Genomic DNA, 15,016 nt, shown 5'->3' with positions numbered 1-15,016 from the left:
CCCTTTTCCCCCGAAAGCCCACTGCCCATGGCAAACCAAGCCCTGATGGCCAACGCGATCCGCGCGCTGGCAATGGATGCCGTTCAACAAGCCAATTCCGGACATCCGGGCGCACCGATGGGCATGGCCGACATGGCCGTCGCCCTGTGGGGCGAGCACCTGCGCTACAACCCCGCCAACCCACACTGGTTCGACCGCGACCGCTTCGTGCTGTCCAACGGCCACGCCTCGATGCTGATCTACGCGGTGCTGCACCTCACGGGCTACGACCTGCCCCTGGCCGAGATCAAGAACTTCCGCCAGCTGCACAGCAAGACCGCCGGCCACCCCGAAGTCGACGTCACCCCCGGCGTCGAGACCACCACCGGCCCGCTGGGCCAGGGCATCACCAATGCCGTGGGCTTCGCGCTGGCCGAGAAGCTGCTGGCCGCCGAGTTCAACCGCAAGGACCTGGCCATCGTCGACCACCACACCTACGCCTTCCTGGGCGACGGTTGCATGATGGAAGGCATCAGCCACGAAGCCTGCGCCCTGGCCGGTGCCTGGCACCTGAACAAGCTGATCGCCCTGTACGACGACAACGGCATCAGCATCGACGGCCAGGTCAAGCCCTGGTTCATCGACAACACCGAGGAACGCTTCAAGGGCTACGGCTGGAACGTCGTCGGCCCGATCGACGGCAACGACGCCAAGGAAGTGGCCAAGGCCATCGCCAAGGCCAAGAAGGAAGCCACCAAGCCCACGCTGATCGTCTGCAAGACCACCATCGGCAAGGGCAGCCCGAACCGCGCCGGCACCGCCAAGGCGCACGGCGAGGCGCTGGGCGCCGAAGAAATCAAGCTCACGCGCGAAGCCATCGGCTGGCCCTACCCCGCCTTCGAAATCCCGGCCGAGGTGTATGCCGACTGGGACCACAAGGCCGAAGGCGCCAAGACCGAAGCCGCCTGGAACGACACCTTCGCCGCCTACACGGCCGCGTACCCTGAACTCGCCGCCGAGTTCACGCGCCGCATGAAGGGCGAGCTGCCCAAGAACTTCCACCAGGTCGCGTTCGACACCGTGGTCGCCGCCCACACCAAGGGCGAAACCGTGGCCAGCCGCAAGGCCAGCCAGCTCGCGCTGGAAGCCTTCACGGCCGCGCTGCCCGAAATGCTCGGCGGCAGCGCCGACCTCACGGGCTCCAACCTCACCAACACCAAGAGCACCGCCGCGCTGCGCTTCGACGCCAAGACCGGCGCCGTCGTGCTGAACGCGCCCCCCGCACCGGTGGTGCCCCAGGGCGGCGAAGACGAAGCCGCACAGGGCGATGCCGTCGAGCCGCCGCACGGCGAGATCGGCCGCCACATCAACTACGGCGTGCGCGAGTTCGGCATGGCCGCCATCATGAACGGCGTGGCGCTGCACGGCGGCTACATCCCCTACGGCGGCACCTTCCTCACCTTCAGCGACTACAGCCGCAACGCCATCCGCATGGCCGCGCTCATGAAGCGCCGCGTGGTGCACGTGTTCACGCACGACTCCATCGGCCTGGGTGAAGACGGCCCGACGCACCAGTCGATCGAGCACGCCGCCTCGCTGCGCCTCATTCCCAACCTGGACGTCTGGCGTCCGGGCGACACGGCCGAAACCGCCGTGGCCTGGGCCGTGGCGCTGCAGAACCAGTCGCGCCCGACCGCGCTGCTGCTGAGCCGCCAGAACATCGCCTACGCCGCCAAGAGCGACCTGGGCGACATCAGCCGCGGCGCCTACGTGCTGTCCGAGCCCGAGAACGTCGGCCTCAAGAACAAGAAGACGGCAGCAGTCATCATCGCCACTGGCTCCGAAGTGCAGCTCGCGCTGGCCGCCCAGAAGCTGCTGGCCGACAAGAAGATCGCCGTGCGCGTGGTGTCGATGCCCTCGACCACCACCTTCGACCGCCAGGACCTGGCCTACAAGAAGGCCGTGCTGCCCAAGAAGATCCCGCGCGTCGCGGTCGAAATGGGCTGCACCGACGGCTGGTGGAAGTACGGCTGCGCGGCCGTGGTCGGCATCGACAGCTACGGCGAGTCGGCCCCCGCGCCTGTGCTCTTCAAGCACTTCGGTTTCACGGCGGAGAACGTGGCCGCCACCGTGGAAGCGGCCCTGCGGAAATAGGCTAACCCCCAGTCTTCGCGCACTTCGTGTCGCTGCGCCAACCCCCTTGCAGGGGGCAACACCAGCGGCCCGGCAAAGCCGGTTCCGCTGTGTTCTCGAATTCTTAGTTTTTCAACCTTAGGAGCAAGTCAGATGGCTATCAAACTCGGTATCAACGGCTTCGGCCGCATCGGTCGCAACGTGCTGCGCGCAGCCGTGCAGAACTTCAAGAACGACATCGAAATCGTTGCCATCAACGACTTGCTCGAGCCGGAATACCTGGCTTATATGCTCCAGTACGACTCGGTGCATGGCCGCTTCAAGGGTGAAGTCACGGTCGAAGGCAACACGCTGATCGTCAACGGCAAGAAGATCCGCCTCACGCAAGAGCGCGACCCGTCGCAGCTCAAGTGGAACGAAGTCGGCGCCGACATCGTGCTCGAATCGACCGGCCTCTTCCTCACCAAGGAAACCGCGCAGAAGCACATCGACGCAGGCGCCAAGAAGGTGATCCTGTCGGCCCCCTCGAAGGACGACACCCCCATGTTCGTCTATGGCGTGAACGACAAGAAGTACGCCGGCGAAGCCATCATCAGCAACGCCAGCTGCACCACCAACTGCCTGGCCCCGCTGGCCAAGGTGCTGAACGACAAGTGGGGCATCAAGCGCGGCCTGATGACCACCGTGCACGCGGCCACCGCCACGCAGAAGACCGTCGACGGCCCGAGCAACAAGGACTGGCGCGGCGGTCGCGGCATCCTGGAAAACATCATTCCGTCGTCGACGGGTGCGGCCAAGGCCGTGGGCGTGGTGATTCCTGAGCTCAACAAGAAGCTCACCGGCATGAGCTTCCGCGTGCCGACCTCCGACGTGTCGGTGGTCGACCTGACCGTCGAACTCGTCAAGGACGCCACCTACGCCGAGATCTGCGCTGAAATGAAGGCACAGAGCGAAGGCGCACTGAAGGGCGTGCTGGGCTACACCGAAGACAAGGTGGTGGCCACCGACTTCCGCGGCGACCCGCGCACCTCGATCTTCGACGCCGAAGCCGGCATCGCGCTGGACGGCACCTTCGTGAAGCTCGTGAGCTGGTACGACAACGAATGGGGCTACTCGAACAAGTGCCTGGAGATGGTGAAGGTCGTGTCGAAGTAAGACGCCAGACGCCAAAAGAAACGCGCCCGAGGGCGCGTTTTTTATTGGCTGCGCGAGGTGCACTGCTGTGCCTCCTAGAATCAAATAACAATTCATTACGAGGAGAAGCACGTGATTGCAAGACTGGCTGGTATCTGCGCGGGTGCCCTGTTGATCGTGGGCTGCGCTCACCGGGCGGAAGTCGGGAGCACGTCGGCAGCTTACGAGGTCCGCCGTGACCGGGTCCAGTCGAGCAAGGCGTATGTCGCTGTGTCGAGTGATCTGGCGACGCTCGAGAAAACCGTCAAGCCGGGCCACATCTGCGGTCCGCACAACTTCCCGGTGGCACTGGGCCCAGCCATCAAGACGTCCATCGTGCGTACGGTCTCGGGGGCGCACTCATCGGTGGTGCCGATTTCGACAGCTTCGGAAGCGGGCCGCGATGGCGTGCTCTACACCTTTGCCCTCGATGACTTCAATCCGCGCTTGCGGTTCCAGCCGGGCTTTTTCGTTCCCACCGCGGATGCGAGCGTCGAGATCTCCATCAAGACCACAGCAGTTTCCGCCGATGGACGGGAACTCGCGACGACCACGGTGCGCGGTTTTGGCCAGGAGTCGCTCGATGGCCAATGCTCCGTGGGTGCAGAGGCCCTTGGGAAAGCCACTGAAAAGGCAATCCGGGTCTCGCTGGAAAACTTCGTCGCGCGGGTGATCAACCAGCGTCTGGACTGACGTCCGTCTGTGAAAGCCTCAACGCAGCTTCTCGTTGCGCCGTATCTCGCTGCTGAGCTGCGCCGTCATCCGCGTGGCCGCGCGCCGTGCGGCCAGGCCGTAGTCGCCGTTGAACTCGCCGAACTCCGCCGTGCCGTTGCCGACCGCGCGAACGCGCGTGACTTCGGCGCCCGCGGTGTCGGTCACCACGCAGGCCACCTCGGCCGTGAACGCGGTGGGCGGCCAGGTGATCCATGAGGACGAACTCGAATCGGTCTTGATCTGCGGCGTGAACACCAGCGACACGCCCGCTGCCTCGTTGGCCTTGGCGTCGCCGGCGGTGCGCAGCACGACCACGTTGCGGTAGACCCCGCGCAGCGCATCGCGGATCGACTTTTCCAGGTCACGGTACGGGTAGTAGCTCACGCGGTCGCCGCTGCCACCGGCGGTGGTCACCTGCAGGTCGCGCTGCGCGTCGGTCATCACGTAGGCCACCTTCTTGGGAATGAGGTGGGCGGGCGACCGGGGCGGTGCGGTCTCGGTGATCATCGTGATCGGGTGGGAGCAACCCGCCAGCAGCATGGCGGTTGCCAGTGCTGCGGCCAGCCGGGGCGTCAGGAAAGAAAGAAACAGCATGGTGTGTCCCCGGCCTTACTGCGCAGACGGCGCGATGGCCGCAACGAATTGCGGATCGGCATACACCTGCCGCAGCAGCGCCCGCACCAAGCGCGGGTACGCGGCCTGCCCGGCGGGCACGGCCACGATGTTGGCGTAGCTCGAATCGAAGGCGATCTCGCCGCGGTAGGTCTTGCGCAGCGTCTGCGCGGCGTTGCGCGTGACGGTGACTTCGACGTCCATGCGGCCCGAGCCGTTGACCACGCCCAGGTCGAGTTCGTTGACGAGGATGCGCGCCGCGATGCGGGTCGGCGCCTTGGGGTCGTAGACCGAGATCTCGCCCAGGTCACGCATCAGCGCGTCTTCGAGGTACTGGGCGAAGGTGCCGCTGGGCGACACCAGCCTGGCGCGGCGCAGGCCCAGCGTGTTGATCCTGTCGTTGGGGTCGGTCGGCTGCACCTTGGCCACCGCGACCTTGCCGGGGTTGTGCGCCTCGAGCCGGTCGAGCGCCTCGTAGTCGGCGGCATAGGGCGGTGCGCCGAGCTGTGCGCAGCCCGTGGCCAGTGCAGCCAGCAGGAGCGCGCCAGTGCGCCAGCGCAGACCCTGCGGTCTGAAGACGATCGCCATGTCTTGAACCCCCTCGTCCGAGATGTCTTCTTCTCCCCGGCGCGAGGGTAGCAGGCATCGCGCCGCGCGCGAAGACAGCGGCGGCGCGGCCGGCTCAGATCGGCTCGAGCACGTGGATGCGCTTGCTTTCGGTGAACTCCCTGGTCTGGGCGCTGAAGGCCGCCATGTGCGGCGCGACCCCGTGGGCCTGCAGGGCCGGGAGCGAGGCCCACTTCTCGATGACCACGAAGGTGTCGGGCCCGAAGCTGGCCTTCGACGGCGGAATGCCCTGCGCGTCGATCGTGGCCCCGTACTCGATGCAGCCCTCTTCGGCGAGCACGGCGGCGCGGTTGGCCTTGAAGGCTTCGAGCAGACGGGCGCGCTGGCCGGGCTTGGCAGTGATGACGGCAACGACTTGGATCATGGAACAGGGTCTCCGGTGAAGTGACATGAACTGAGGAATGCAACGACCGAATCTACGAGATCGCACGCCGGTGCGCAGGTCCGGTGGGCGACAAGGCCGGCATGCACATGCCGCATGCGACAGTTACCCGCGAGACACACTCTCGCCCCGCCACGGTCGTGCCGAGGTCATAGGATCGGGTCATCTTCCGTATCGACCTGCCTTTGCCATGTTCATCGTCACCCTGACCTACATCCGCCCGCTCGAGGAACTCGACGCTCTGATGGATGCGCATGTCACCTGGCTCAAGAAGCACTACGCCAGCGGCCTGTTCGTGGCCTCGGGGCGCCAGGTGCCGCGCAAGGGCGGCGTGATCCTCGCGCGCTCGGGCGACCGCGAGGGGCTCGAGGCGGTGCTGGCGCGCGACCCCTTCGTGCAGGGCGGCGTCGCCCGCACCGACGTGATCGAGTTCATCCCGAGCATGACCGCGCTGAGCGTCGAGGTGCTGCGCGGCTACTGAGAACCGCGCAGCCCCGGAAGCCGATGTAGATCAGGCTCCCGGCACTTCCTCGCGCCCGTCCGGGTGCCGCGCAAAGCGCGCAGCCTCGGCGCCATGCACCGGCGCCGGGTCGGCCCAGGGCCAGCCACCGAACTGCGTGCGACGGTAGTCGGCCATCGTCTGGGCGATCTCGGCCTGCGTGTTCATCACGAACGGGCCGTACTGCGCCACCGGCTCGCCGATCGGGCGGCCCTGCAGCAGCAGGAACTCGCCGTCGCCCTCGGGGCCGTTGCACAGCTCCACCGCTGCGTCGGCGCGCAGCTCGATGGCCGCCGGCCCGTCGATGCGCCGGCCCGCCACCTGCGCCGTGAAGCCCTTGAAGAAATACAGCATGCGCCGCGTGCCCTCGCCGGTGGCGGGCGGCAGCGTCCAGCGCGCACCGGGCGTCATGCGCAGCGTCCAGATCGCCAGGTCGGCGCCCGCCTGCGCGGCCCACGAATCGGGCGGCGGCGCGAGCGGGTCGATGGCCGCCTGGGCCTGCGCGTCATCGCCGCCGAAGCGCCCGGCGATCACCGCCACCTCGGTGCGACCGCCCTGCGCGTCGTCCGAGGCGAAGCGCGGAATCGCCTCCGACCAGAACATCGTGAAGTGCGGCTCGGCCATCTTGTTCCTGGCCGGCAGGTTGAGCCAGATCTGGAACAGCTCCAGCGGATTGGGCGAGCCGGCGTCCAGCAGCGGGAACATCTCCGAATGCACGATGCCCTTGCCGGCCGTGAGCCACTGCACGTCGCCGCCGCCGAAGCGCGCCGTGGCGCCCAGCGAGTCGGAATGGTCGACCAGGCCCTTGCGCACGATGGTCACCGTCTCGAAGCCGCGGTGCGGGTGCGAGGGAAAGCCCGGCACCGTCTCGCCGTGGTACATGCTCCAGCCGTCCTTGCGGCTGAAGTCCTGGCCGATCTGGCGGCCGGCCAGCGAGGCCTCGGGGCCCATGCGGCCGTTGCCCTTCGGGTACGCGTCGTCGTGATAAACGCAGAACAGGAAGGGGTCGAGCGTCTGCCACGGGAAGCCGAGCGGCTGGACCTGGACGATGGGAGACGCGCTGTGGTTGTCGTTGCTGTCGGACATGTCGGTATTCCTTGGTGAGGCAGGCACGGCCGCCATGCGGGCCGCGCCGGAACCAGGAATATCGGGGCGCCGCCGCCTTTCGGTAGGTGCCTTCCGCGCAACGATCAAGAGCGCATATGGAACGATGGGCATCGTCCGGCCCCCGCGGTCACTGCGAGGGCATCTCGGCGTTCGGGTCCATGTAGACCAGTTCCCAGATGTGGCCGTCCAGGTCCTGGAAGCCGTGGCCGTACATGAAGCCGTAGTCCTTCGGCTCGCGTGGCGTCGTGCCGCCGGCGGCCACCGCCTTGGCGACCAGGTCGTCGACCTCGGCCCGGCTCTCGCACGACAGGCACACCAGCACTTCGTTCTCCTTGCGGGCGTCCGCGATGCCCTGGTTCGTGAAGGTCTTGAAGTAGTCCTCCATCAGCAGCATCGCGTGGATGCTGCCTTCGTGGATGACCATGCAGGCGGCGTTGGCGTCGGTGAACTGCGGGTTGAAGGTGTAGCCCAGCGCGCCGAAGAAAGCCTTGCTCTTGTCGAGGTTCCGGACGGGGAGGTTCACGAAGATCTGCTTGGTGGCCATGGTGTCTTTCCTGTGCTGATGAAGGGTGAATGGGATGTTTGTCGATGTCTTGTGTACGCCGTCCACAAAAGATATCAAAGAAAATGGACGGTGTCCACATGATTTTTCGGCGCACCGGAAATCGGCCGGCACCACCTCGTTGAGGGGAAAAAAGAGCGGGCATCATGAACACCATGGAAATCGAGTTCAAGTTCTGTATTCCCGCCGGCCGCCTGAAGGCCGTCGAGGCCGCCTTGCGGCGCGGCGCCGTCGTGCGCACGCGCCTCCAGGCCCGCTATTTCGACACCGCCGACCAGCGTCTTGTCGCCGACGGCATGGTGCTGCGGCTGCGCAAGGAGGGCCGGCGCTGGGTGCAGACGGTCAAGGCCGCCGGCGACAACGCGCTGCACCGGCTCGAGCACAACGTCGACCTGGGCACCGGCGCCGCCGCGCCCGCCATCGACCCCGCGCGCCACGCCGGCACGCCCGTCGGCGAGCGGCTGGCCCGCCTGCTGCAAGCGGCCGATGGCAGCGCGGTGCCGTTGGTTGAGCGCCAGTCGACCGACATCGTGCGGCTCACGCGCGACCTGCGCGTGAGCGGCCAGGCCGGCGCCGTGGTGGAGATGGCGCTGGACGTCGGCAAGGTCGTCGCGCACGCGGGCACGCCCGCGCAGCGCGCCTCGCCCGTGTGCGAGCTGGAGCTCGAACTCAAGAGCGGCGACGTGCAGGGGCTCGTGGCGCTCGCACGGCGCTGGTCGCAGCAGCACGGCCTGTGGTTCAGCACCGTCTCGAAGGCCGAGCGCGGCATGCGCCTGCTGGCCGAGCAAGAGACCGTGCCCGCTATCAAGGCCGAAGCGCCGCGCTTCCCGGCCCACGGCCTCGACGGCCGCACCCTCCAGCAGGCCGTGGTCGCGTCGTGCCTGGACCAGATGCTGCCCAACGCCAGCGAGATCGCCGCGGGCAGCACCGACGAAGAACAGATCCACCAACTGCGCATCGGCATCCGCCGCCTGCGCACCGCGCTGCGCGAACTGGCGGGGCTCGACGCCGACACGAGCCGCTTCGACGCCGCCGCGTGGGAGCCGCCGTTGGTCGACGCCTTCCGCGCGCTCGGCGAACTGCGCGACCGCGAACAGGTGGTGAAGCTCGCGCAGCCGCGGCTGCGTGAAGCGGGGGCGCCCGAGGTTGATCCGCTGGCGGGCGATGCGGCTGCTGCCGCGCCGGCGCTGACACCCGGCGACATCGTGCGCGCCGCCGCGTTCCAGGACGTGCTGGTGTCGCTGATCGGTTTCACCGCCGCCGCACCCGAGTCGACGGGCCCGACGCCGCTCGCTGCCGACGCGGCCCTTCAGTTGCTGCGCGAGCGGCTCCAGCGCTTGCACAAACAGGCGGTGCGCGACGGCCGGCGTTTCGAATCGCTCGCCACCGAACACCAGCACCGCGCGCGCAAGCGGCTCAAGCGCCTGCGCTACCTGGCGGAGTTCGCGGCGCCGCTGTTCGCCGAGGCGGAAGGCGGCAAAAAGAAGAAGGACGCGGCCGAGCGCTACCTGAAAGCACTGCGCCCCGCGCAGGACGCGCTGGGCGAATTCAACGACGAAGCCGTGGCGCTCGCGCTGTACCGCGAGGTCGCGGTGCGCGACCCGCGTGCGTGGTTCGCGGTCGGCTGGTTCAGCGCGCGCCGCGCGGCGGGGGCGACGGCGTGTCGCCAGGCGCTGGAGACGATCGGCGAGGCGCCGAGGTTCTGGAAGAAGAACTAAGAAGAAACAACTGGCGAAGCGAACGCCGGGCCACGCGGCCCTCGGCGTTCGTCACCGGCTCGATGCATCAGTGATGGTGCCCGTGCGCCCCATGCACATGCCGGTGCTCGATCTCCACCGGCAGCGCCGCGCGCACGTCCGTCACCTGCAGGCTGAACTTCAGCGCCTTGCCGGCCCACGGGTGGTTGCCGTCGAGCAGCACGACCGGGCCCTTGATCTTGGTCACGGTGAACACGTGCTCGGTGCCGTCGTCGAGCCGGCCCTGCAGCTGGCCGCCGACCTTCACGCCGGGCGGGAACTCGGTCTTGGGGATGGTGCGCACCAGCGCCTCGTCGCGCGGGCCGAAGGCGTCTTCGGGGGCGAGGTTCAGCGTGGTCTGGTAGCCCTTTTCCTGGCCGTCGAGCGCCTGCTCGATCTTGGGCAGGGTGTTCTCGTAACCGCCATGCAGGTAGGCCATCGGCTCGGGGCTGGCTTCGATGAGCTTGCCCTGGGCGTCGGCGACTTTGTACTTGAGGGTGACGACGGTGTCTTTTTCGATTTTCATGGCGGGCATTTTCTGTGGAAATCGATCCGCGTCCGAAGTCAGGTCATCCGCGCCCGCCACACATCCGGCAACGCCTCCTCCTCCCGCAGCTTCTGCGTCACCATCCCGATGAACGCCGACACCGCTCGCGGCAGGTGCTTGCGGCTCGGGTAGACCACGCTCAGCCCGTGCCCGGTGCGCTGGTACTGCGGCAGCACCGGCACCAGCCGCCCCGCCTCCACGTCGAGCCGCCCCATGGCCGGCGGCAGCAGCGCGATGCCCAGGCCGGCGATGGCGGCCTTGCGCAACGCCTGCGCGGTGTTGCCGCTGAAGCGGCCGCCGACCTGCACTTCTTCTTCCTTCCCGCCGGGCCCGGTCAGGCGCCAAGTGGTGCGGCCGCTCGGGTGGGCGGGGGTCACGCAGTCGTGGTCGGCCAGTTCGCCCAGCGTGGCGGGGGTGCCGCGCGCGGCCAGGTAGGCGGGGCTGGCGACGAGGCCGTCGGTGCGCGGGCCGAGCAGCTGGCGGGCGACGTAGCCCGAGTCGGCCAGCGCGCCGCCGCGGAAGGCGATGTCGATCTGCTCGGCGATCAGGTCGGCCTTGGCGTCGCTGAGCACGAACTCAACGCGCACCAGCGGGTACGCCGCCAGGAAGTCGGCCACCCAGGCCATGGGGAAGAAGTCGAAGAAATCGGCCGTGGCCGCCACGCGCACGCGGCCGCTGGGTTCCTGGCTGCCGGTGATGAGCGCCTGCCCGGCCTCGACCAGCCCGTCGACCGCCTCGGCGCACTGTTCGTGAAATGCCTCCCCGGCGCCGGTGAGCGTGAGCTTGCGGGTCGATCGCTGCAGCAGCCGGGTGCCGAGCTGCGCCTCCAGCTGCTGGATGCGCCGGCTCACGGTGTTGGGCGGCAGGCCCAGCCGGCGGCCGGCCTCGGCAAAGCTGCCGTGGCGCACCACCTGCACGAAGACGGCGATGTCGTTGAGGTCGAGCATGGCGAGTCTATTCCTTCTGTTCGTGGACGAGTGCAATCCGACTCTACCGTCTAGTCGATCAATGCGTGCGTGCCTAACCTTGGGTCCATGGCCTTGCGGCCTTCGACCACCCCCATTTCATTCAGGAGCACGCACCCCATGAGCGCACAACAACCCCGCATCGGCATCGTCATCGGCTCGACCCGCGAAGGCCGCTTCGGCGAAAAGCCCGCGCACTGGATCCACGAGATCGCGAAGCAGCGCACCGACCTGGCCTTCGAGCTGGTTGACCTGCGCGACCACCCGCTGCCCTTTTTCAATGAAGCCGGCGCGCCCGCCTGGGGCCCGGTGAAGAACGAGGCCGCGCAGCGCTGGCAGGCCAAGCTGGCGACCTTCGACGGGCTCATCATCGTCACGCCCGAGTACAACCACGGCCCGAGCGCGGTGCTGAAGAACGCGATCGACTGGGCCTACAAGGAGTTCATCCGCAAGCCGATCGGCTTCGTGGGCTACGGCGGCGTGGGCGCGGCGCGCGCGGTGGAGCAGCTGCGGCTGGTCGCGGTCGAGATGCAGATGGCACCCGTGCGCCACGCGGTGCACATCGGCATGGTCGAGTTCCTCGGCATCTGGCAGCAGGGCAAGTCCTTCGACGATTTCCCGCACCTGGCGCAGTCGGCCACGGGCCTGCTCGACGACCTGGCGTGGTGGACCCGCGCACTGAAGACCGCGAGGGAGGCCGCATGACCACCGCTGTTGCAACGGACACCCGCGCCATCGTTTACCGCACGCGCGGCGCCAAGCACGGTCCGATCACGCGGCTCATGAGCCCCGGCGACCTGGGCGAATACCTCAAGCCCTTCGTGTTCCTCGACCTGTTCGGTTTCGACGTCGACGGCGGCCACAAGGGCTTCGGCCTGCACCCGCACTCGGGCATCGCCACGCTGACGTGGCTGATCGAAGGCGACACGCTGTACGAGGACACGACCGGCGAACAGGGCGTGCTGCGCGGCGGCGGCGTCGAGTGGATGCGCGCCGGCAATGGCGTGTGGCACACGGGCGCACCGGCGCCGGGCGTGACGCGCGTGCAGGGCTTCCAGCTCTGGGTGGCGCTGCCGGCCGCCGAAGAGAACGCGCCCGCGCAGAGCATCTACCTCGCGCCCTCGCAGGTGCCGCAGGACGGCCCGGCGCGCGTGCTGCTCGGGCGCTACGGCGCGGCGCAGAGCCCCATTCCGGCGCCCTCGCCGATGAACTACCTGGCCGTGCAGCTGAAGGACGGTGAACGCTGGCGCTACACGCCGCCCGCCGGCCACACGGTGGGCTGGGTCGCGGTGAATGCGGGCCGGCTCGACGCGGGCGACGGCACCGGCGGCCCCATCGGCACGGGCGAGCTCGCGGTGTTCGAGGAGTCCGGCGCGGCCATCGACGTCGTGGCGCAGGGCGACACGGCCTTCGTGCTCGGCTCGGCGGTGCCGCATCCGCACGAGCTGGTGATGGGCCACTACTCGGTGCACACGAGCCGCGCGACGCTCGACCGGGGCGAGGCCGAGATCCGCCGCATCGGCGCCACGCTGCGCGCACAAGGTCGGCTCGCCTGAGCGACGAACCGCGCGTAAGCCAGCATGCGCCGCGCGAGCGGCTGCGCCAGAATCGTTCGCTTCTGTTTTTCGCGAACGATCCCGCAGCCGCCCGCCATGAATCTCGTCGACGCCTTCGCCGCCCACGCCACCCGTTTCATCGACATCCGGCGCGACATCCACGCGCACCCCGAACTCGGTTTCGAGGAGCATCGCACCTCCGAGAAGGTCGCGAGCCTGCTCACCGAATGGGGCATCGAGGTGCACCGCGGCATCGCGGGCACGGGCCTCGTCGGCGTGCTGCGCAAGGGCACGGGCAGCCGCACCATCGGCCTGCGCGCGGACATGGACGCGCTGCCGCTGCACGAAGCCAACGAGTTCGCCCACAAGTCGACGAACCCCGGCCGCATGCACGCCTGCGGCCACGACGGCCACACGACGATGCTGCTGGCCGCCGCCTGGCACCTGTCGCAACAAGGGCCCGATGATTTCGACGGCACTGTGCATTTCATCTTCCAGCCCGCCGAGGAGATGGGCAAGGCGGGCGCCAAGAAGATGATCGACGAGGGCCTGTTCGAGCGCTTTCCGTGCGACGCGGTCTTCGGGCTGCACAACTTTCCCGTCGGCGACGTGGGCCGCTTCGCGCTCAACGAAGGCGCGCTGATGGCGTCGAGCAACACCTACAAGATCACCGTGCGCGGGCGCGGCACGCACGCCTCGATGCCGCACACCGGCATCGACCCGGTGGCCGCGGTGGTCACGCTGGCGCAGCAACTGCAGACCATCGTGGCGCGCACCATTCCCAGCACCGAGCGCGCACTGTTGGCGGTCACGCAGCTGCAGGGCTCGGATGCACCGAACGTGATTCCCGATGTGGCGACGGTGGGCGGCACGATCCGCACCTTTTCCATCGAAGCCATCGACAAGCTCGAGGCGCGGCTGCGCGAAGTGGCGGCCGGCGTGGCGGCGGCGCATGGCTGCACGGCCGAGGTGTACTTCAACCGTTCTTCGCCGCCGACGGTGAACCATCCGGCCGAGGCGCGCTTTGCCGCTGGCGTGATGCGCGAGGTGGTGGGCGACGACATGGTCACCGACAACTTCCCCGCCGTGATGGGCGCCGAGGACTTCGCGCACATGCTGCTGGCGCGGCCCGGTTGCTATGCGTTCCTGGGCAATGGCGACGGCGACCACCGGCTGGACGGCCACGGGCCCGGCCCTTGCATCATCCACAACACCTCGTTCGACTTCAACGACGAGATCATCCCGATCGGTGCCAGCTATTTCGTGAAGCTGGTGCAGCGCTGGCTGCCGTCGGGCACCTGAAAAACAACTTTTTTGTTGACGATGAAAGCGGCCACCTCGATGACTTTTCCCCTGTTCACCCGACGTTCGCTGGCTGCGCTTGCAGCCGCCGTGGCCCTGGGCGGCCTTGGTGCCGCACACGCGCAGCAGCGCGTGATCCACATCATCGTGCCCTTCGGCACGGGCGCCGTGCAGGACACGGTGGCACGCGCCTTCAACAACGAGCTGGGCGTTGCGCTCGGCGGCAGCGCCATCGTCGAGAACCGCGCGGGCGCGGGCGGCACGGTGGGCGCGGCGGTGGCGGCCAAGGCGCCGGCCGACGGCAACACGCTGGTGCTGGCGGCGGCCAGCCACAACATCGCGGGCTTCCTGTACAGCAAGCTGCCCTACGACCCGCTGAAGGACTTCGTCGGCGTGGCCAACGTGGGCAATGCGGGCTATGTGCTGGCGGTGGCCAGCGGCATGAACGTGTCCAACACGGCCGACTTCATCAAGGAGGTCAAGGCCAACCCCGGCAAGTACAACTACGCCTCGGCCGGCAACGGCAGCGCTACGCACCTGGCGATGGCGTCGTTCCTCGCGAAGGCCGGCCTGCAGATGACGCACATCCCGACCAAGTCGACCGGCGAGGCCGTGAACGAGGTGCTCGCGGGCCGGGTGCAGGCGGTGATCTCGTCGAGCATCGGCGTGATGGGCTTCCAGGACGACGCGCGCGTGAAGCTGCTGGCCTCCACGGGCCAGGCGCGCAGCCCCTTCCTGCCGAAGCTGCCGACGGTGGGCGAGAGCGGCCTGCCGGGCTACGCTTTCGATTCGTGGATTGGCCTCCTGGCGCCGGCGGGCACGCCGAAGGCCGAGGTCGAGCGCATCAACGCGGCGACCAACAAGGTGCTGGCCGATCCGGCGATCCAGGAGCGCTTCAAGCGCCTGGGCGTGGAGCCGCGCAGCCAGAGTGCCGAAGCCTTCCAGAAGCTGCTGCGTGCGGATTGGGATGCGATGGGGGCGGTGGTGAAGGCTTCGGGGGCGAAGGTCGACTGACCTTCTTGTTGTTGTCCGGGGCGCGTGCCTGGGCCACCGGGTACTTCCCTCCGCGAATGTCCCCCGGGGCTTCGCCCCTCCTCCTTGATTTCGCTGCGGGAAGCACCC

General features: G+C 68.2%; 16 protein-coding genes. 9 read left to right on the top strand and 7 right to left on the bottom strand.

Annotation, left to right across the window (positions count from 1 at the left end):
• The first annotated feature begins 27 nt into the window (after nucleotides 1-27).
• From AC07YS_RS31130 to AC07YS_RS31120, 3 genes are all read left to right on the top strand, one after another.
• Nucleotides 28-2,133 carry a transketolase family protein gene (locus AC07YS_RS31130; RefSeq protein WP_495270194.1) on the top strand — a complete coding sequence of 702 codons (2,106 nt, stop codon included), beginning with the start codon at nucleotides 28-30 and terminating at the stop codon, nucleotides 2,131-2,133.
• A gap of 132 nt (nucleotides 2,134-2,265) precedes the next feature.
• Entirely contained in the window at nucleotides 2,266-3,267 is a 1,002-nt protein-coding gene (gene gap, locus AC07YS_RS31125; protein WP_056575024.1) for a type I glyceraldehyde-3-phosphate dehydrogenase, read from the top strand.
• 111 nt (nucleotides 3,268-3,378) lie between these two features.
• Complete coding sequence (locus tag AC07YS_RS31120; protein WP_495270193.1) at nucleotides 3,379-3,978, top strand: hypothetical protein; 600 nt, start codon at nucleotides 3,379-3,381, stop codon at nucleotides 3,976-3,978.
• Between the two features lie 18 nt (nucleotides 3,979-3,996).
• Here the strand turns inward: AC07YS_RS31120 and AC07YS_RS31115 are convergent, their stop codons facing one another.
• The 3 genes from AC07YS_RS31115 to AC07YS_RS31105 form a co-directional block, all read right to left on the bottom strand.
• A complete protein-coding gene (locus tag AC07YS_RS31115; RefSeq protein ID WP_495270192.1) occupies nucleotides 3,997-4,593 on the bottom strand; it encodes a hypothetical protein in 597 nt (198 codons plus the stop codon).
• A 15-nt stretch (nucleotides 4,594-4,608) separates the two neighbouring features.
• Nucleotides 4,609-5,199, bottom strand: coding sequence for a hypothetical protein (locus AC07YS_RS31110; RefSeq protein WP_495270191.1), 591 nt, complete (start codon nucleotides 5,197-5,199; stop codon nucleotides 4,609-4,611).
• Between the two features lie 94 nt (nucleotides 5,200-5,293).
• Entirely contained in the window at nucleotides 5,294-5,602 is a 309-nt protein-coding gene (locus AC07YS_RS31105; RefSeq protein WP_159279119.1) for a putative quinol monooxygenase, read from the bottom strand.
• Nucleotides 5,603-5,810: 208 nt separating this feature from the next.
• Between AC07YS_RS31105 and AC07YS_RS31100 the strand changes: the two genes are divergently transcribed.
• Complete coding sequence (locus AC07YS_RS31100; RefSeq protein ID WP_062473524.1) at nucleotides 5,811-6,101, top strand: YciI family protein; 291 nt, start codon at nucleotides 5,811-5,813, stop codon at nucleotides 6,099-6,101.
• 30 nt (nucleotides 6,102-6,131) lie between these two features.
• Here the strand turns inward: AC07YS_RS31100 and AC07YS_RS31095 are convergent, their stop codons facing one another.
• Nucleotides 6,132-7,205, bottom strand: coding sequence for a pirin family protein (locus AC07YS_RS31095; protein WP_495270190.1), 1,074 nt, complete (start codon nucleotides 7,203-7,205; stop codon nucleotides 6,132-6,134).
• A gap of 148 nt (nucleotides 7,206-7,353) precedes the next feature.
• A complete protein-coding gene (locus AC07YS_RS31090) occupies nucleotides 7,354-7,770 on the bottom strand; it encodes a VOC family protein (RefSeq protein ID WP_095747343.1) in 417 nt (138 codons plus the stop codon).
• 164 nt (nucleotides 7,771-7,934) lie between these two features.
• On the opposite strand from AC07YS_RS31090, the gene AC07YS_RS31085 reads away from it, so the two are divergent.
• Nucleotides 7,935-9,506 (top strand): CYTH and CHAD domain-containing protein, encoded by a 1,572-nt coding sequence (locus AC07YS_RS31085; RefSeq protein WP_495270189.1) that lies wholly within the window; start codon nucleotides 7,935-7,937, stop codon nucleotides 9,504-9,506.
• Nucleotides 9,507-9,573: 67 nt separating this feature from the next.
• Here AC07YS_RS31085 and AC07YS_RS31080 read toward each other — a convergent pair whose 3' ends face one another.
• Nucleotides 9,574-10,050 carry an FKBP-type peptidyl-prolyl cis-trans isomerase gene (locus AC07YS_RS31080; protein ID WP_495270188.1) on the bottom strand — a complete coding sequence of 159 codons (477 nt, stop codon included), beginning with the start codon at nucleotides 10,048-10,050 and terminating at the stop codon, nucleotides 9,574-9,576.
• 38 nt (nucleotides 10,051-10,088) lie between these two features.
• On the bottom strand, nucleotides 10,089-11,018 hold the full coding sequence (locus tag AC07YS_RS31075) for a LysR family transcriptional regulator (protein WP_495270187.1): 930 nt from the start codon (nucleotides 11,016-11,018) through the stop codon (nucleotides 10,089-10,091).
• Between the two features lie 138 nt (nucleotides 11,019-11,156).
• Here AC07YS_RS31075 and AC07YS_RS31070 point away from each other — a divergent pair, with 138 nt between their 5' ends.
• From AC07YS_RS31070 to AC07YS_RS31055, 4 genes are all read left to right on the top strand, one after another.
• On the top strand, nucleotides 11,157-11,741 hold the full coding sequence (locus tag AC07YS_RS31070) for an NADPH-dependent FMN reductase (protein ID WP_495270186.1): 585 nt from the start codon (nucleotides 11,157-11,159) through the stop codon (nucleotides 11,739-11,741).
• On the top strand, nucleotides 11,738-12,592 hold the full coding sequence (locus AC07YS_RS31065; RefSeq protein ID WP_095747783.1) for a pirin family protein: 855 nt from the start codon (nucleotides 11,738-11,740) through the stop codon (nucleotides 12,590-12,592). The genes AC07YS_RS31070 and AC07YS_RS31065 overlap by 4 nt, the downstream gene beginning before the upstream one ends.
• Nucleotides 12,593-12,688: 96 nt before the next feature.
• Nucleotides 12,689-13,894 (top strand): M20 aminoacylase family protein, encoded by a 1,206-nt coding sequence (locus AC07YS_RS31060; protein ID WP_095747339.1) that lies wholly within the window; start codon nucleotides 12,689-12,691, stop codon nucleotides 13,892-13,894.
• Between the two features lie 39 nt (nucleotides 13,895-13,933).
• Nucleotides 13,934-14,908, top strand: coding sequence for a tripartite tricarboxylate transporter substrate-binding protein (locus AC07YS_RS31055; protein WP_495270185.1), 975 nt, complete (start codon nucleotides 13,934-13,936; stop codon nucleotides 14,906-14,908).
• Nucleotides 14,909-15,016: the final 108 nt, after the last annotated feature.

This window comes from Variovorax sp. GW458-11-26-14-LB1 (assembly GCF_059423965.1).
Note: the sequence above shows the minus strand (reverse complement) of the source record. Positions and strands in the feature narration are given on the sequence as shown.